This is a genomic window from Geobacillus uzenensis, assembly GCF_002217665.1.
GTDB lineage: Bacteria > Bacillota > Bacilli > Bacillales > Anoxybacillaceae > Geobacillus > Geobacillus subterraneus.
The window spans coordinates 76941-93586 of record NZ_NEWL01000008.1 but is presented as its reverse complement, the minus strand read 5'-3'; the positions used below and the strand labels follow the sequence as shown (position 1 = coordinate 93586).

At 49.4% G+C, this 16646-nt stretch carries 20 protein-coding genes, 1 pseudogene and 1 riboswitch; of the genes and pseudogenes, 15 read left to right on the top strand and 6 right to left on the bottom strand.

Features of this window, described 5'->3' with window-relative positions; genetic code table 11:
* Positions 1–46: 46 nt before the first annotated feature.
* Complete coding sequence (locus B9L21_RS13115) at positions 47–958, bottom strand: RluA family pseudouridine synthase (RefSeq protein ID WP_063166702.1); 912 nt, start codon at positions 956–958, stop codon at positions 47–49.
* A gap of 138 nt (positions 959–1096) precedes the next feature.
* Between B9L21_RS13115 and B9L21_RS13110 the strand changes: the two genes are divergently transcribed.
* The gene (locus B9L21_RS13110; RefSeq protein WP_063166701.1) at positions 1097–1495 is read left to right on the top strand and encodes a YhcU family protein; all 399 of its coding nucleotides are present in this window, start codon (positions 1097–1099) and stop codon (positions 1493–1495) included.
* A gap of 35 nt (positions 1496–1530) precedes the next feature.
* On the opposite strand, the gene B9L21_RS13105 is transcribed toward B9L21_RS13110, so the two are convergent.
* Together B9L21_RS13105 and B9L21_RS13100 are read right to left on the bottom strand one after the other, a co-directional pair.
* Entirely contained in the window at positions 1531–2007 is a 477-nt protein-coding gene (locus B9L21_RS13105) for a thioredoxin family protein (protein ID WP_063166700.1), read from the bottom strand.
* Positions 2004–2429: a disulfide oxidoreductase gene (locus B9L21_RS13100; protein ID WP_063166699.1), complete on the bottom strand. Its 426-nt coding sequence runs from the start codon at positions 2427–2429 to the stop codon at positions 2004–2006. The genes B9L21_RS13105 and B9L21_RS13100 overlap by 4 nt, the downstream gene beginning before the upstream one ends.
* Positions 2430–2860: 431 nt before the next feature.
* On the opposite strand from B9L21_RS13100, the pseudogene B9L21_RS17405 reads away from it, so the two are divergent.
* The 3 genes and pseudogenes from B9L21_RS17405 to B9L21_RS13090 all read left to right on the top strand — a co-directional run.
* Positions 2861–2956 (top strand): annotated as a pseudogene (locus B9L21_RS17405) (ISL3 family transposase); the annotation flags it as partial.
* 194 nt (positions 2957–3150) lie between these two features.
* Positions 3151–3597, top strand: coding sequence for a CBS domain-containing protein (locus B9L21_RS13095; protein ID WP_063166698.1), 447 nt, complete (start codon positions 3151–3153; stop codon positions 3595–3597).
* 113 nt (positions 3598–3710) lie between these two features.
* The gene (locus tag B9L21_RS13090; RefSeq protein WP_063166697.1) at positions 3711–5468 is read left to right on the top strand and encodes a phospho-sugar mutase; all 1758 of its coding nucleotides are present in this window, start codon (positions 3711–3713) and stop codon (positions 5466–5468) included.
* A gap of 52 nt (positions 5469–5520) precedes the next feature.
* Here the strand turns inward: B9L21_RS13090 and B9L21_RS13085 are convergent, their stop codons facing one another.
* The gene (locus B9L21_RS13085; protein ID WP_063166696.1) at positions 5521–5778 is read right to left on the bottom strand and encodes a YhdB family protein; all 258 of its coding nucleotides are present in this window, start codon (positions 5776–5778) and stop codon (positions 5521–5523) included.
* Positions 5779–5958: 180 nt separating this feature from the next.
* Between B9L21_RS13085 and B9L21_RS13080 the strand changes: the two genes are divergently transcribed.
* On the top strand, positions 5959–6207 hold the full coding sequence (locus B9L21_RS13080) for a hypothetical protein (protein ID WP_063166695.1): 249 nt from the start codon (positions 5959–5961) through the stop codon (positions 6205–6207).
* A gap of 30 nt (positions 6208–6237) precedes the next feature.
* Here B9L21_RS13080 and B9L21_RS13075 read toward each other — a convergent pair whose 3' ends face one another.
* Positions 6238–6843 (bottom strand): DedA family protein, encoded by a 606-nt coding sequence (locus tag B9L21_RS13075; RefSeq protein WP_063166694.1) that lies wholly within the window; start codon positions 6841–6843, stop codon positions 6238–6240.
* Between the two features lie 160 nt (positions 6844–7003).
* Here B9L21_RS13075 and B9L21_RS13070 point away from each other — a divergent pair, with 160 nt between their 5' ends.
* The 8 genes from B9L21_RS13070 to B9L21_RS13040 all read left to right on the top strand — a co-directional run bounded on the left by B9L21_RS13070 (position 7004) and on the right by B9L21_RS13040 (position 13543).
* Entirely contained in the window at positions 7004–8425 is a 1422-nt protein-coding gene (locus B9L21_RS13070; RefSeq protein WP_063166693.1) for a SpoVR family protein, read from the top strand.
* A gap of 285 nt (positions 8426–8710) precedes the next feature.
* A complete protein-coding gene (locus tag B9L21_RS13065) occupies positions 8711–10057 on the top strand; it encodes a cytochrome ubiquinol oxidase subunit I (protein ID WP_063166692.1) in 1347 nt (448 codons plus the stop codon).
* A complete protein-coding gene (locus tag B9L21_RS13060; protein WP_063166691.1) occupies positions 10054–11082 on the top strand; it encodes a cytochrome d ubiquinol oxidase subunit II in 1029 nt (342 codons plus the stop codon). The genes B9L21_RS13065 and B9L21_RS13060 overlap by 4 nt, the downstream gene beginning before the upstream one ends.
* Positions 11082–11183 carry a cytochrome bd oxidase small subunit CydS gene (gene cydS, locus B9L21_RS18300; protein WP_011230110.1) on the top strand — a complete coding sequence of 34 codons (102 nt, stop codon included), beginning with the start codon at positions 11082–11084 and terminating at the stop codon, positions 11181–11183. Before B9L21_RS13060 ends, cydS begins: the two co-directional genes overlap by 1 nt.
* A gap of 83 nt (positions 11184–11266) precedes the next feature.
* A complete protein-coding gene (locus tag B9L21_RS13055; RefSeq protein ID WP_021322500.1) occupies positions 11267–11557 on the top strand; it encodes a hypothetical protein in 291 nt (96 codons plus the stop codon).
* Positions 11558–11664: 107 nt separating this feature from the next.
* Positions 11665–11767: riboswitch (guanidine-I (ykkC/yxkD leader) on the top strand.
* A 55-nt stretch (positions 11768–11822) separates the two neighbouring features.
* Positions 11823–12143 (top strand): DMT family transporter, encoded by a 321-nt coding sequence (locus tag B9L21_RS13050; RefSeq protein ID WP_063166690.1) that lies wholly within the window; start codon positions 11823–11825, stop codon positions 12141–12143.
* 420 nt (positions 12144–12563) lie between these two features.
* Positions 12564–12836 (top strand): YkvA family protein, encoded by a 273-nt coding sequence (locus B9L21_RS13045; RefSeq protein ID WP_063166689.1) that lies wholly within the window; start codon positions 12564–12566, stop codon positions 12834–12836.
* A gap of 14 nt (positions 12837–12850) precedes the next feature.
* A complete protein-coding gene (locus B9L21_RS13040; protein WP_063166688.1) occupies positions 12851–13543 on the top strand; it encodes a TerC family protein in 693 nt (230 codons plus the stop codon).
* Between the two features lie 24 nt (positions 13544–13567).
* Here the strand turns inward: B9L21_RS13040 and B9L21_RS13035 are convergent, their stop codons facing one another.
* Complete coding sequence (locus B9L21_RS13035; protein WP_063166687.1) at positions 13568–14032, bottom strand: hypothetical protein; 465 nt, start codon at positions 14030–14032, stop codon at positions 13568–13570.
* A gap of 301 nt (positions 14033–14333) precedes the next feature.
* Here B9L21_RS13035 and B9L21_RS13030 point away from each other — a divergent pair, with 301 nt between their 5' ends.
* Positions 14334–16409: a carbon starvation CstA family protein gene (locus B9L21_RS13030; RefSeq protein ID WP_063166686.1), complete on the top strand. Its 2076-nt coding sequence runs from the start codon at positions 14334–14336 to the stop codon at positions 16407–16409.
* Entirely contained in the window at positions 16402–16605 is a 204-nt protein-coding gene (locus B9L21_RS13025) for a YbdD/YjiX family protein (protein WP_015374005.1), read from the top strand. The genes B9L21_RS13030 and B9L21_RS13025 overlap by 8 nt, the downstream gene beginning before the upstream one ends.
* Positions 16606–16646: the final 41 nt, after the last annotated feature.

Here is a 16646-nt window from a genome sequence, read left to right as displayed (position 1 = left end):
TTTTGCGTCTGCCTTGGGGGCGCCTGCTTTGGCGTGCCGCGAAACGTTAGCAGTGTTCTTGGCTGTAAACGGATGGAAGGGGAACGGGAAAGTCGTCCGTCGGTGCGAGGCAGACGACTTCCTCATTTGTAAACGGGTGGCGGAACGTTAGTTTAGCGGCATGCAGCGCATGACGATGAAATATCGGCTGGCCGCCGTAAAGCGTGTCGCCGACGAGCGGATGGCCGAGATGGGCCAAATGGACGCGAATTTGGTGCGTCCGTCCGGTGTCAAGGGTAAGCTCGACAAGCGACGCAGCGGGGAACGTTTGGAGCACGCGATAGTGCGTCACTGCTCTCGCCCCGGTTCGCGAGACGCGGCGGCGCGTCGGATGATGGCGGTCGCGGCCGATCGGTGCGGAAATCGTTCCGACTTTCGGCGACAGGCGGCCGTGGACGAGGGCGATGTACGTTCGTTTCACGGTACGGCGGGCAAGCATTCGGTCGAGTGTCGCCCCGGCGAGCGGGTGTTTGGCAAATAAAATCGCCCCTGACGTATCACGGTCGAGCCGGTGAATATGGCGGATCTTGGTCAAAATCGCCTGCGCCTGCAAATAAAAGGCGACCGCATTGGCGAGCGTGCCCGTCTGCTCCGGCTCAGACGGGTGGATATCGATGCCGGCTTCTTTATTCAAGATGAGCAAATGATCGTCTTCCCATAAGACGGAAAGCTCCCGGTATTCCGGAATGATTGGTGACGGCTCCGGTTCATATGCGTAAAACTGAAGGCGGTCTTGTTCGCGAAGCGCCGTCTGCCAGGAGACGGCTTGGCCGTTCAGTTTGACTCCCTGTTCCATTCGCCACCGGTGGGCGAGTTTTTTGGACGCGGCCCATACTTCTTTCAGCAGCTGCTCAATGGTCAGCCCACTCCATAGGGCGGGGATGATGCATTCAAGCCAATCGCCTTTTCTTGTCCACAAACGTTGTTGCACCTCCCAGTTCTCTGTAGTCGTGGAAACACTTTCTACCCCTATAAGTGCATTGAATATGATACACTCATAGTATCGTTTTCGCGATGGAGAACGCAAGCATTGCGGCAAGAAAAGGTGGTATGAACATTGAAAATTATGTACGCGGTGACTCCGGAGCAAGAAAATTACATGCATTATTTGTTAAATTATTTCTACACTGATATTTTCCCATACTATTTCGATGATGAACAAATTCACCAATTTGAGGAACTTGGCATTCTTTCGTTGGACCATGAGCATGTTACATATAACGGAACAATGAAGGAGGCGTTCCAAATCATCTCAGCGTTGCAGTCGTTGATCACGGTCATCGAACATATTGGGGAACAAGGGGAATGCGAACAATACGAATGGTTGTTTGCGCGCAATCAAAAGATTTTGGCTCGCCATGGCATCGCTTTTCCATTTGAGGCGAGGCAGTTTACCCGTAAGCGTGCGTTGCCGTGCAGCATCTATTTCCCTGCAACGAGCCAGTGGGTGATGTAAGAAAAAAGGAGCTAGCCGCCATCCGGTGCAGCTCCTTATTTTTTTTGTTCTGACAATGAAGCAAACCATTGGCGGAACGTTTGTTCATCGTGATACCCTTCCATGCGTTTCGTCTCTTTTCCGTTTTCGTAATGAACGATCGTCGGTGTGGCTTCGATATGGTATGCATCCCACCCATCTTCAAATTCAAGCAAGTTGAACAGTTTTAAATCGATGCCAAGCTGTTTCGTTAACGGCACGACAATGGGCGTTGTCTGCCGACAATGCGGGCATGTCGGGCTGTAAAAATAGACGGTAAGTGATTTTCCATCGGCTAACTGTTGGTTTAACTCATCAGGCAAAATAATGTTTTGGTAATTCGGGTCATCAAGTTGATCGATGGTGGCCGGATGCAGCTCATTTTTCTGATAAGGGTTATGTTTAGCTGCTTCTTTTTGTTCATACAACGTGACAAAAGCAATAGCGGCAAATAAAGCGACAATGATGCTGCCAAATATGAGCAGTTTTTTCAACGTTCGCTCTCCTCCTGTTGCCGGCGCATGACAGCAAGGCTTAAGAAAATAATCATGGTAAAGGCTGTCAACGCCAAAAATGGAATGGTAATAAAGCCAAGCCAGTTAATGTATTGCCCTGTACATGGGACGCGGCCGCAGCTGATGGCGTAATCTTGGAAAAACGGGATCTTTTGCAGGGCATAGTGATATAAGGAAATCATGCCGCCGACAAGTGATAGCGCCAAGCTGTAACGAGCAGCTGCAAAATCTTTACGGGCGATGGCGATCCCTAAAATGATGACTTGCGGATACATAAAAATGCGTTGAAACCAGCATAAGTCACAAGGAATAAAATGGAGCACTTCGGAAAAGTATAAACTTCCAAGGGTGGCAACAAGCGCTGTCAACCAAGCGGCCAAAAGCAAATTTTCTTTCCCCACCTATTCACCTTCTTTCTTATGGAGTGCTATGCCATCTCAACCAGGAAATTAGCGGGAAAATAGGCTTTTTCAGGCTCTTCACCACAAGTTGTACTTGATCATTTAAGGTAGGTGTGCATAGAGGGTACAAAAAATGCGAATTTTCCTGTATGGTAAAGGTGACCAAACCAAACCATGGAGGGAAATTCGCATGTACTCTCATCTTTGAGTTTGTTGCGAGTTGCCTCGACGCACCGAGCATCCTCGAAACAGCTGGTAGAGGAAGAGGCAGGTAGAGCTCGTTAGTACTTAGAGTGTTATGATTGCTATGAGCCATTAGCTCAGCAACGAGCGCTGCATCTTTGAGTTTGCTGCGAGTTGCCTCGACGCACCGAGCATCCTCGAAACAGCTGGTAGAGGAAGAGGCAGGTAGAGCTCGTTAGTACTTAGAGAAGATCAAGCTGATGAAACGTCGGGGATACGGATACCGAAATATCCAGCGTTTTGCACTGCGGGTTCGGCTGGAAACAGCTAACATACTTTCATGACAGGTGCAAGTACATCTTTTGGTGATGAACCCTTTTTCAGGATTGTATTCCTGACGGCCATTTCATTGAAAGAGCTTAACTCCATTATAAGGGAAGAAAAATGGCACGTCCATTCGCGACCGGAAAAGGGGATATTTTCTATCTATATCGCCCGACAAACGAGCCATACTAATCGGTGAAAGGGGAGGATCACATTGACCAATAACAGCGGAAACAAAGTGCAGGACATTATGACGAAAAACGTCGCGACCATTTCGCCGAACCAAACGGTGCAAGAAGCAGCGCAAATCATGAGCCAAAAAAATATTGGCGCGCTCCCGGTTGTGGAAAACGGGCAAGTCAAAGGGATGATTACAGACCGCGACATTACGCTGCGCGTTTCATCCCAAGGGAAAAACCCGGCGACCGTAAAAGTGTCGGACGTCATGACCAACCAAGTCGTCACTGGCACGCCGAACATGAGCGTCCAAGATGCGGCTAACGTCATGGCGCAGCATCAAATTCGCCGTTTGCCGATTGTAGAGAACAACCAGCTTCAAGGCATCGTCGCTTTAGGGGATATCGCGACAAACAGCGCATCGAATGAAGCGGCGGAACAAGCGTTAACAAACATTTCTGAACCGTCGCAGCCGCAAGGATAATGGAAGAAAAAGGATGTCCTTATTTTCCAGGACATCCTTTTTCTTTTAGCAGGTATATTGTATGATGGGAACGAATACATAAACAGGAGAAAGAAAGATTGGGGGTAAAATGGATGGAGTGGAGACAAAAATATGAACAATGGCTTCGTGAGCCGCAGCTAGATCCGGAACTGAGAAACATCTTGGAGCAGCACCGCGACGACGAGCGGTGGCTCGAAGATTTTTTTTACAAAAATTTGGAATTTGGAACCGGCGGTATGCGCGGTGAAATCGGGCCGGGGACGAACCGAATGAACATTTATACGGTCCGCAAAGCATCGGAAGGCTTGGCACGATACATACAATCCTTTGGCGATGAGGCGAAACAGCGCGGTGTCGTCATCGCCTACGACTCGCGGCATAAATCGCCGGAATTCGCTATGGAAGCGGCGAAAACATTGGCTACAAACGGCATTCAAACATATGTGTTTGATGAATTGCGGCCGACGCCGGAGCTGTCGTTTGCCGTTCGCCATCTGCGGGCGTTTTCCGGCATTGTGATTACCGCCAGCCACAACCCGCCGGAATATAACGGTTACAAAGTATATGGTGAAGATGGCGGGCAGCTGCCTCCGGACACTGCAGATGAGGTGATCCGCTACGTTAATGAGGTCGACAATGAGCTCGCCGTTCGTGTCGAGGATGAGGAAACGTTAAAGCAAAAAGGGCTGATTCGTATCATCGGAAAAGAAATCGACGATGCGTACATAGACGCTGTCAAAACGATTTCGCTTCATCCGGAACTGGCTAAGGAAACGGATATGAACATCGTGTTCACGCCGCTCCACGGCACGTCGAACAAGCCGGTGCGCCGTGCGCTGGCTGAACTTGGTTACCAAAACGTCTTTGTCGTCAAGGAGCAAGAACAGCCGGATCCGAATTTTTCAACCGTCGCTTCACCGAATCCGGAAGAGCACGCAGCCTTCGCTTTGGCGATTGAACTCGGCAAGCAAGTCAATGCTGATTTGCTCATCGCCACTGACCCGGACGCAGACCGGCTCGGCATTGCTGTAAAAAATGAGCAAGGGGAGTACATCGTCTTAACCGGCAACCAAACGGGCGGGCTGCTGCTTCATTATTTATTGTCGCAGCGGAAGGAAAAAGGCCTGCTTCCGCCAAATGGCGTCGTTTTAAAAACGATCGTCACGTCCGAGTTCGGGCGGGCGATTGCCGCCTCGTTCGGCTTGGAGACGATCGATACGCTGACCGGGTTTAAATTCATCGGTGAAAAAATCAAGGAATACGAACAGACAGGGCAGTATACGTTCCAGTTCGGCTATGAGGAAAGCTACGGGTATTTGATCGGGGATTTTGCCCGCGACAAGGACGCGGTACAAGCGGCTGTCCTTGCGGCGGAAGTGTGCGCGTTTTACAAACAGCAAGGGCTGTCGCTGTATGAAGCGCTTCTTCAGTTGTTTGCTAAGTACGGGTACTACCGTGAAGGGCAACGATCGCTCACATTAAAGGGCAAAGAAGGAGCGGAAACGATCGCCGCCATTTTAGCTTTATTCCGTCAGCAACCGCCGGTGGAGGCCGGGGGGAAAAAGGTGACGGTGATCGAGGATTACAAAACGAAGGAGCGGACGAACACAGTAACCGGGGAGAAAACGGCGATCACGCTCCCTGCTTCGAACGTGTTGAAATACGTATTGGAGGATGGCTCGTGGTTTTGCTTGCGTCCGTCGGGGACGGAGCCGAAAATGAAAGCGTATTTTGGCGTTAAAGGAACATCACTGCAAGACAGCGAAGAGAAGCTGGCTAACCTTACTGATGCTGTCATGCAACGAGTGCACGACGTGTTGCGCACCGTTTCGCCTTCTTACGCTCAATAACCAGCGGACAAACAACGGCGGGGAATTGGAGCAAACCAATTCCCCGCTTGATTTACGAGTAAAAATAGGCGTACTGCTCGACTCCCATTTTTTGTTCGCTCACTTCAAGCGCGTGGTCGATGTAGCGCAACAAGGCCGAGAGCCTCTCCTGAATGACGGAATAGTCGTGTTCGAAATTATAGGCGTGGAGAAACTTTTCAATTTTTTTCGACAGCATGTCATCAGGCGTGCGCACCATTAAAATGAGCAAATTGTCCCACTCGGAGCGATGTGTATAATAGAGCGCCTTATCGTAGTCGACGGTGTTCAAGCGGCATGCCTCCTTTATCGAGAAGGAGTCATTGTTAGTGTATGACGCTAAGACGTTTTGTTGCCCTGTAAATGTTGTGTCATAAGGGAAAATATAAATTATAACCGAAATGGAGATAAAAAAGGAAAAATAAATGTTGCAATTTTGTGACAAGGATAGTATCCTTTAAGCAAGGGGATGATGAGAGTGAACAAGCGGCACGAGGGACAAGAAATCACGAGGATGTGCAAATGGATGGCGTCCGTCGGCTTAATTGTTGGAACAGCGCTTTTTTTGCTTAGTTTTATCGCAAGCGCTTACAACAAGGACTTTTTCTTAACGATCGTCAGCCTCGGAATCATCGGGGCCTCGATGGTGATGTTTGGCTTTGGTTTGTTTATGGGATTGCTGATGGAAACGTATCGCTGCAATTCAACCGAAAACGTATAGTATAGGCAGGAAAAGAAAAAGCACCGGTGTTCAATCCGGTGTTTTTCGTTTTTGTCGGGTGTGCCAATAGAAGAGGGCAAAGCCGAAAACGATGAGAAACACAGGAAATAACAGTGGACGGTAGGCATCGATGTACTGCTTGACGGCCGTCCAGCGGCTCTCAAAGTAGGCACCGATCGTCAAAAAGACAGCGACCCACACCATCGCTCCACTGTAGGCGAACAAGGCAAACTTTCTCCACTGGTAGGCGTTCATGCCGGCCCAAAAGGCGGCGAGATGCCGAACGCCTGGGATGAAATAGCAAATGAATAATACCGCCGGGCCGAACTTCGAGAATAGCGCTTTCGTTTGCTCGAGCCGTTTTTCTGTCAGATGAAGCTTCGGGCCGAATTTATGCAAAAACGGCAAGCCGAGCGTAAACCCAAGAATATAGCTAAGCGAAATGCCGATGGCTGCCCCGAATGAGCAGGAAAAAAAGGTGAGCGGATACGAAAATGCACCGGTCGAGACGCGGTAGCCGGCATATGTCAACAGCAGCTCGTCGGGGATCGGCAGTCCAACAATGCCGAGCATAAGCGCGATCATAATACCGATATAACCAAAGTGATCGATGAGATAGTGCAAATAATGTTGCAAATCATCACCACGCTTTGTTGCGATTTCTTTTGTATGACCATTATAATCCAACGGTCAGCAAATGAAAATGAGGCGCTGCATGTTCATGCCAAACGATTGCACGTATCAAAACGCCGTTTCCCTCATACATTGTGATAAGGGGAAAGGGAGGGAAATTGGGATGCGGCAGGACGAGCTGAAAGAGCTGGAACGGGCGATTGCTGAGATTACGGAAATTGCTGAAGGATTTGGGTTGGATTTTTACCCGATGCGCTATGAAATTTGCCCGGCGGACATTATTTACACGTTTGGCGCCTACGGAATGCCGACGCGTTTTTCCCATTGGAGTTTTGGTAAGCAGTTTTACAAAATGAAGCTGCATTACGACTTAGGATTAAGCAAAATTTACGAACTCGTCATCAATTCGAATCCTTGTTATGCCTTTTTGCTTGACACGAACACGCTCATTCAAAATAAGTTGATCGTCGCCCACGTGTTGGCGCATAGCGACTTTTTCAAAAACAACGTCCGCTTTAGCAACACGAAGCGCGATATGGTCGAAAGCATGGCGGCGACGGCTGAGCGCATTAAACATTATGAACATCAATACGGAAAACTGGAAGTGGAAAAATTTTTAGATGCTGTCTTGGCCATTCAAGAGCATATCGACCCCTCGCTGTTGCGGCCGAAGCTGTCGTGGACATGGGAAGATACGGAGGTGTATGAGGAAGAAGAATCGGCAAAAACACCGTCGCCATATGATGACCTCTGGTCGCTTGATGAGCGGAACAAGCCAAAAACACCGCCGCGGAAAAAACGACGCAAGTTTCCGCCGCAGCCGGAAAAAGATGTGCTGTTGTTCATTGAAGAATACAGCCGTGAACTCGAAGATTGGCAGCGTGACATTTTGACGATGATGCGCGAAGAAATGCTCTATTTTTGGCCGCAGCTCGAGACGAAAATCATGAACGAAGGATGGGCGACGTATTGGCATCAGCGCATTTTGCGCGAGATGGATTTGACGAGCGATGAAGCGATCGAGTTTGCCAAGCTGAACGCCAACGTTGTGCAGCCATCGCGCACTGGCATCAATCCGTACTATTTAGGGTTGAAAATTTTTGAAGACATCGAAGAGCGGTGGAACAACCCGACGGAAGAGATGAGAAAATATGGAATTAAACCAGGATCAGGACGGGCAAAACTGTTCGAAGTGCGTGAGTTGGAGTCCGACATTTCGTTTTTGCGCAACTATTTGACGAAAGAGCTGATTATGCGTGAAGATATGTATTTATTTCAAAAGCAAGGGAAAGATTACAAAATTGTTGACAAACATTGGGAGCATATCCGCGATCAGCTCGTCAGCATGCGGGTTAACGGCGGATTCCCGTACATTACGGTGAATGACGGCGACTATATGCGCAACGGGGAGTTGTATTTAAAGCATTGGTACGAGGGAATTGAATTGGATCTGAAATATTTAGAAAAAGTGTTGCCATATATTTATCAGTTGTGGGGACGACCCGTCCATATGGAGACGGTCGTCGAGGAAAAGCCGATGTTGTTTACGTATGATGGGAAGACGGTGCATCGGAAATATTTATAACATTAGGGCAGGGATATCCTGCTTTTTTTGTTTGTCACAATGAATATGTGAAAAATGACACAAATTATTCGAAATCATGCCGGATAGCGTGCCCGATTTTATGAAATAATATAAAGTGGATAATTTGTGATGGCTGTCACAAATTCTTCATCACTGTTTGCTCATCCGGGGGGATGGATATGTGGAAGCGGCACGAAAAAACGCTTGTGTTCGTTAGCTTTGCTGTTGCGGCTGTTGTCTTGCTTTCCTTGATTGGCCGCTTGTTTTCATAAGGGGGGATGAATCGTGAACGGCTACGATCCGGTGCTGCTTAGCCGTATTTTGACGGGATTGACACTGACGGTCCATATCATTTATGCCACGATCGGCGTCGGGATTCCACTGATGATCGCTATTGCCCAATGGGTTGGGATTCGCAAACGTGATATGCATTATATTTTGCTCGCTCGCCGCTGGACGCGCGGTTTTGTCATCACCGTAGCGGTTGGCGTGGTGACAGGAACAGCGATCGGCTTGCAGCTGTCGCTTTTGTGGCCGAACTTTATGCAGCTGGCTGGCCAGGTGATCAGCTTGCCGCTGTTCATGGAGACGTTCGCCTTCTTTTTTGAAGCGATTTTCCTCGGTATTTATTTGTATACATGGGATCGGTTTGAAAATCAGAAAAAACATTTGCTTTTGCTTATCCCGGTGGCGATCGGCTCTTCGGCGTCGGCCATGTTCATTACAATGGTGAACGCGTTTATGAACACGCCGCAAGGCTTTGAACTGAAAAATGGCGAGCTCGTCAACATCGACCCGATCGCCGCGATGTTCAATCCGGCCATGCCGACGAAAGTCGCTCATGTGCTGGCAACGGCGTATATGACGTCAGCGTTCGTGCTCGCTTCGATCGCCGCTTGGCATTTATGGAAGGGAAACCGCCATGTGTATCACCGCAAGGCGCTTCATTTAACGATGAAAACAGCGTTGATTTTCTCAGTGGCGAGCGCGCTTGTCGGCGACTTGTCGGGTAAATTTTTGGCCCAATACCAGCCGGAAAAACTGGCGGCGGCCGAATGGCATTTTGAAACGGGCTCCCATGCACCGTTGATCCTGTTCGGCACGCTCGGAGAAGACGGGGAAGTGAAATATGCTTTAGAAATTCCATACGCCCTCAGTATTTTAGCCCATAACCATCCCGCTGCGGTTGTGACTGGATTAAATGATATTCCAGAAGATGAGCGTCCGCCGCTATACATTCATTACTTATTCAATGTGATGGTCACGATCGGGGTGTTTTTAATGGTTGTCGCAGCCGCGTATTGGCTCGGATCGATTTTCCGCTGGAAATGGACGGCGAAAAAGTGGTTTTTTGGACTCCTGGTGGCGGGAGGGCCGCTGGCGATGGTTGCGATTGAGGCGGGATGGTACTTAGCGGAAGTCGGGCGGCAGCCGTGGATTTTGCGCGGCTATATGAAAACGGCGGAAGGAGCGACATCGTCTGCGCATGTGGATACGATGCTTGTGTTGTTTTGCCTTTTGTATATGGTGTTAGTAATTGCAAGCGCAACAGTGCTCGTCCGTATGTTCCGCCGCAACCCGGTTGAACGGGAGCTGGCAGAGCGGGCTAATAACGGGGAGGTGGCGCCATGACGCTCGAAGTCATTGGCATCTCGGTGTTATGGCTGTTTTTGTTCGGGTACATTATCGTTGCTTCGATTGATTTCGGGGCTGGGTTTTTCAGCGCCTATAGCCATTGGGCAAACAAACAGCATATTTTGCACCGCATCATTCAGCGCTATCTTTCCCCTGTATGGGAAGTGACGAACGTCTTTCTTGTCTTTTTCTTTGTCGGCATTGTCGGCTTTTTTCCGAAAACGGCGTATTATTATGGTTCTATTTTGCTTGTCCCGGCGAGCATCTCGATCATTTTGTTAGCTATTCGCGGCTCGTACTACGCGTTTCATACGTATGGGGGGACGGAACGGAACTGGTATTTAATCGCTTATGGATTGACGGGGTTGTTTATTCCGGCCTCGCTGTCCATTGTGTTGACGATTTCCGAAGGCGGGTTTGTAGAGGCAGGCGCCTCAGGCGTTGCGCTTGATTATGGGAAGCTGTTTGCAAGCCCGTTGTCATGGAGCATTGTGCTGTTAAGTGTGACGAGCGTTCTTTACATTTCTGCCGTTTTCTTAACGTATTATGCGGACGCGGCCAAGGATGAACGGGCGCGGGCGCTGTTGCGCCGCTACGCTCTTCTTTGGAGCGGGCCGACGATGTTGTCAGCGCTGCTCATTATTTATCAGCTTCGCTACCATAATCCCGAGCATTACGCCAACCTATGGAACGTGGCATGGATGCTGGCTGTCTCTTTTTTGTTTTTTGTCGTCACCGTTTGGCTGCTTTGGCGGCAACGGCGGTTCGGCTGGGCGTTTATTGCGCTTTTGTTTCAATATGCGTTCGCCTTTTACGCCTATGGCATTTCACATTATCCCTATTTGTTATACCCGTATTTGACAATTTATGACGGGTTTACGAATGAGACGATGGCTATGGCGTTGATCGTTGCGTTTATTGCCGGCCTCCTGTTATTAATTCCGTCACTTTATTTGCTTATGCGCCTTTTCTTGTTTAACAAGGCATACGTTAAAGGAAAATGGGAAGGAGGGAAAGGATGATGCAAACATTTTTGATCATGTATGCGCCGATGATCATCGTCGCTCTGTCGATCATCGCCGCGTTTTGGGCTGGTTTGAAAGATGTGCACGTAAATGAATAAACATCAGCGTCTTAGTAGTGCATAGTTTGCCGCCAATCGCCCACACTAGCGGATGACAACGAATAAAGAAAGGATGGGCGATGATGAAAGAAATATTAGAGCGTGTGAAAGAGCAGCTGGAACAATCGTTTGACGAACCGCGCTCGACGAGTCTTGATGGGGCGATTCATGAGCTTGAACGGTTAAAAGCGAGCGCCGGGGACAAACGGCAAATGATCGAAGATGTCATTCGTGCGGTGACTCACGCACGCAATGCACGAATGGAGCTGGCCGAGGCGGGAGATGAATCGGCGACAAACGCTTTCGCTGAGGCCTATCGGGCGCTCGATCAAGCGATTGAATCGTACAGCGATGTTGATAACGATCCGGTATAAGGCAGGTGGGCATGTCCCGTCTGCTTTCTTCTATGATGATAATGCGGCAAGTCAAATCAGTTGCCGGTTGGCAACGAACATGATACAATAACAGCGGATAAAGGAAGAAAAAGGTTTTCTAGGGTTCCGCGGCTGCTTTGCGGCTGGCCTGCGACCGAGAGAAAACGCGCGGCATTCTCGCGTACACGGAGGGACAAAAGCCCGGGAGGAGTATCATTTTGATATTTCTCACGGCTTTTTTATTTTTTGAAAGGAGGAATGAAACATGGCGTGGATATACTTAATTGTCGCCGGGATCTTCGAAATCGTCTGGGCCATTTCCTTGAAATATACGGCTGGGTTCACCCGCCTGTGGCCGTCTGCCGTGACCGTTGCCGGGATGATCGCCAGCTTTTACTTTTTATCGATTGCGACAAAAACTTTGCCGATCGGCACCGCCTACGCGGTATGGACAGGAATTGGAGCGCTTGGAGCGGTCGTCATTGGCATGATGTTTTTAAACGAACCCGTCAACGCGCCGCGGATCATCTTTTTGTTGTTTATTCTCGTCGGGATCATCGGTTTAAAGTTTACGGCAGCGCAGTAAAAAACGGAAGGAGCAAGAAATTATCAGTCGGTTTCGAAGGCAGACGTTCCGTTCCTTCTTCCGTCCGGGATGGAAAGTTCGATTTTTTATTGCGGTTAGAAAAAAATTGCGTTGACAGCACGCATAAACATTGAATATCATGGAATTGTAAAAAGTAAATATCCTTTTGTTAAAGGGGAGTAGCTTTAACAACAAAGTCGTCAGTTCAGGGTGTACGCCCTCGGCTTTGTTGGCAACGGTGACGTTGTTAGCGAGACCTTTACCTGCTGCGGTAAAGGTCTTTGTTTGCTTAAAGACCTTTACCAAGTATGGCAAAGGTCTTTTCTTATTTTTACGAAACGAAAGGGGGAAGCTAATCGTAAAGGAAGATGGGCTCGATTCTTAATGGGATAAACGATGATAAATACGGAGGGAGATGACGTGCGCAAGTGGTGGAAACGACTTCGCTTCATCGTAAACGTCCGACGCTTTCTTCCGTTTTTGCTTGAATTTTTCGTCTCACGCGATGTGCCGATGCAAAAAAAAGCATTCGCGATTGGGCTATTGCTGCTGTATATGGCGTTGCCGTTTGATCTTATTCCTGATTTTCTCGCGTTATTTGGTTTTATCGATGATTTGGCCGTTTTCATGTTTATTTTGCAGCAAGTTATTAAGATGGCTCCAGTTTCATTAAAAGAAAAATATAACCTATAAAGGGGGACAATGCTGTGGATTTCTTTTCTCCAGAGTTTTGGACAGCGTTGCTGTCCATTATCATTATTGACCTTGTCTTGGCGGGGGATAATGCGATTGTCATCGGACTCGCGGCCCGCAACTTGCCAAAGCATCAGCAAAAAAAGGCCATCATTTGGGGAACGGCCGGCGCCGTTGTTGTTCGGGCGTTAGCAACGATTTTCGTTGTATGGCTTCTTAAAATTCCAGGCCTCTTGCTTGTTGGCGGTCTCTTACTTGTCTGGATCGCTTACAAGCTGCTCGTTGAGGAAAAGGGGCACGATGATATCGAGGCTGGGGGAAGTTTATGGGAAGCGATGCGCACGATTATTATTGCCGATGCGTTGATGGGGCTTGACAACGTGTTGGCGGTCGCCGGTGCCGCGCATGGAAGTTTTCTCCTTGTTATCCTTGGGCTGCTCATTTCTGTTCCAATCATGGTATGGGGCAGCACGCTCATTTTAAAATGGATTGAACGCTTCCCGATCATTATCACGATCGGCGCTGGCGTTCTTGCTTGGACAGCGTCAAAAATGATTGTCGGCGAGCCGTTTTTGAAAGAGTACTTTGCCAACCCTGTGATTAAATACGGATTTGAGCTGCTTGTTGTTGCCGCTGTCCTTACAGTTGGAACGCTGAAAAAAAGGAAAGCCGCCAAAGAACCGCAGCCGAAAGCCGCCAACGAATGATTGGCGGCTTTTCTGATGGAGCGGTTATGAAATAGACGGTTGCTTCCATTTCAACAAAAGGAACTGCAATAGCCAACCAATGACCAGCCCGGGGATGACGGATAACATCGGCAGCCAAATCGGTCCGAAAAATACGCCGCCAACCGTTACGTGCGTTGAGTACATCAAGCCGATCGTCACAAAGTAGGCGGAGACGACAAACGGCAAAAATGAGTACGGTGTCCGTCCTCCCCCGGCGTCTTTAAACGCATCCCACATGGCAAAAAAGTATAGACATGGATAAAACATCAGCCATCCGATGTCGATGATGCGGGCCGCCTCATCCGTACGTCCCAAAAAGCTGAGATGGATGGCTTCGTTGAAGTGAGATTGGGTATTAATCACAAATTCCAACGCAATAAACAAAATTCCTTTGATATATTTTTTGTTCAACAGTTGCCCGAAGCCAGGCAAGGCGATGCTCCACAACAATGCCTCGATCGTTTTCACTTTCTCGACCCTTTGCTAAGATAATGGTGATGATGGTTGCTTCATCCGTTGCACCATGTGATGGAGTGGACAGCAGCAAAAACGAGACATCTATCAAAAAAAGGGAAACGGGTGGCGCGCAATTACATTTTTCGCACGAAAGTCCTAATTTATACTTTTTCGAAATAATAAAGCAGGAGCGCACCCCTTATAAGAGGAAAACAATGGGCGGGCCAAAGGAAGAAAAATGCCTTTCGATTTTTCGGAATAATGAATATAATAGTAATGTGTAGAATCTTTCTGCTGAAAAGGAGGAACAGGTGTGAAGGGACTAAAATCGATCTTGTTATGGGGGCTCATTTCCGTCCTCGGGGCTGCCGCGTTTGCCATTTTGGCTTTAAGCCGCGGTGAGTCGGTCAACGCCATGTGGCTGATCGTCGCCGCCGTCTGCACGTATGCGGTCGCCTATCGTTTTTACAGCCGGTTTATCGCCCACAAAGTGTTCGGTCTTGATGATAACCGAAAAACGCCGGCTGAAGTGTTTAACGACGGGAAAGACTATGTCCCGACGAACAAATGGGTGCTGTTCGGGCATCACTTCGCCGCCATTGCCGGCGCCGGACCGCTTGTCGGACCGATTTTGGCTGCGCAGATGGGGTACTTGCCCGGGACGCTTTGGATCATCATTGGCGTTGTGCTCGGCGGCGCGGTGCAAGACTTTGTCATTTTGTTTGCGTCGATGCGCCGCAATGGGAAGTCGCTTGGCGAAATGATCAAGGAAGAAATGGGACCGGTGACGGGCTTGATCGCAGCGCTTGGCATTTTGGGCATTATGATTATTTTATTGGCCGTATTGGCGCTCGTTGTTGTGAAAGCGCTTGTCGGAAGCCCGTGGGGGATGTTTACGATCGCCGCGACGATTCCGATTGCGATTTTGATGGGCATTTACATGCGCTTCATTCGCCCGGGGCGTGTTGCCGAGGCGTCGCTCGGGGGATTTGTATTATTGATTTTGTCGATCGTGGCCGGGCAATACGTTGCGGAGCATCCAACGCTCTCGGCAATGTTTACGTTAAAAGGCGAAACGATCGCGATCTTGATGATTATTTACGGTTTTGTCGCCTCGGCGCTGCCGGTGTGGCTGCTGTTGGCGCCGCGCGACTATTTGAGCACATTTTTGAAAATCGGCACGATTGTTGGACTAGCACTCGGCATTTTAGTCGTTACGCCTGATTTGCAAATGCCGGCTGTAACGAAATTTGTTGATGGAACGGGACCGGTGTTTGCCGGCGACTTGTTCCCGTTCTTGTTCATTACGATCGCCTGCGGGGCGGTGTCCGGGTTCCACGCGCTCGTTTCATCCGGCACGACGCCGAAGATGATTGAGCTTGAAAGCCATGCGCGGACGATCGGCTACGGTGCGATGTTGATGGAGTCGTTCGTCGCGGTTATGGCGATGGTGGCGGCTTGCGTCTTGACGCCGGGGGTGTATTTTGCCATCAACAGCCCGGCGGCGGTAATCGGGGCGGATGTGGCGCAGGCCGCCAAAGTCATATCGTCGTGGGGGTTTACGCTCACTCCTGACATGTTGACGGAGCTGGCGAAAGATGTCGGTGAACAAACGGTGTTGTCGCGCACCGGCGGGGCGCCGACGCTGGCCATCGGGATGGCGGTCATTTTGTCGAGCGTCATTGGCGGCAAGGCATTGATGGCATTCTGGTATCACTTCGCCATCTTGTTTGAAGCGCTGTTCATCTTGACGACAATTGACGCCGGCACGCGTGTCGGCCGTTTCATGATCCAAGACATTATGGGCACGTTCTACAAGCCGCTCGGCAAAACGGATTCGCTTGCCTCGAACTTGATCGCCACGACCCTTTGTGTGTTGGCGTGGGGTTACTTCCTGTACCAAGGCGTCGTCGATCCGCTTGGGGGCATCAACACCCTATGGCCGCTGTTTGGCATCGCCAACCAAATGTTGGCGGGCATCGCCTTGTTGTTTGCGACGACCATTCTATTTAAAATGGGCAAAAAGGCTTATGTTTGGGTGACGCTCGTGCCGACGACATGGCTTTTGGTCGTCACGTTGACGGCGGGGTATCAAAAGCTGTTCCATGAAAACGTTAAAATTGGTTTCTTGTCGCATGCGAAAATGTTCCAAGACAGCTTGAGCCAAGGCAAAATTTTGGCGCCGGCCACGAATGAGGCGCAAATGCGGCAAATTATTATGAACGACTACATTGATGCGACATTGTGTGCGATTTTCATGCTCGTTGTGATTGCGATGTTGATCTCGGCGTTGAACATCTGGATCAAAGTGCTGCAAAACAAACATGTGCCGCTCAAAGAAGCGCCGTACGTGCCGCGCGATGGAGAAGGAGCGAAGCATTATGCCTAAATGGCTGCAAACTGTGTTGGCCTATCGCCGGCAGTTTCTTGACTTGCTTGTCGGCGTGCCGAGTTATGAAAAATATGTCGAGCATATGAAAACCCATCATCCGGGTGAGCCGATCAAGTCGCGGAAAGAGTTTTTCTGCGAGGCGCAAGAGGCGCGCTACAATGCCAAGGGCGGCAAAGTGTCGCGTTGCTGCTAGCGGCTGGAAAGGAAGGAGGGGGGTCCCCTTCTTCCTTTTTT

What these genes read in the sequence shown, in the direction of transcription:
- cydS (WP_011230110.1), top strand. Translation starts at nt 11,082, where the DNA reads ATGCAAACATTTTTGATCATGTATGCGCCGATGATCATCGTCGCTCTG.
- B9L21_RS13050 (WP_063166690.1), top strand. Translation starts at nt 11,823, where the DNA reads ATGGCGTGGATATACTTAATTGTCGCCGGGATCTTCGAAATCGTCTGG.
- B9L21_RS13025 (WP_015374005.1), top strand. Translation starts at nt 16,402, where the DNA reads ATGCCTAAATGGCTGCAAACTGTGTTGGCCTATCGCCGGCAGTTTCTT.
- B9L21_RS13080 (WP_063166695.1), top strand. Translation starts at nt 5,959, where the DNA reads ATGAGAGTGAACAAGCGGCACGAGGGACAAGAAATCACGAGGATGTGC.
- B9L21_RS13060 (WP_063166691.1), top strand. Translation starts at nt 10,054, where the DNA reads ATGACGCTCGAAGTCATTGGCATCTCGGTGTTATGGCTGTTTTTGTTC.
- B9L21_RS13055 (WP_021322500.1), top strand. Translation starts at nt 11,267, where the DNA reads ATGAAAGAAATATTAGAGCGTGTGAAAGAGCAGCTGGAACAATCGTTT.
- B9L21_RS13090 (WP_063166697.1), top strand. Translation starts at nt 3,711, where the DNA reads ATGGAGTGGAGACAAAAATATGAACAATGGCTTCGTGAGCCGCAGCTA.
- B9L21_RS13070 (WP_063166693.1), top strand. Translation starts at nt 7,004, where the DNA reads ATGCGGCAGGACGAGCTGAAAGAGCTGGAACGGGCGATTGCTGAGATT.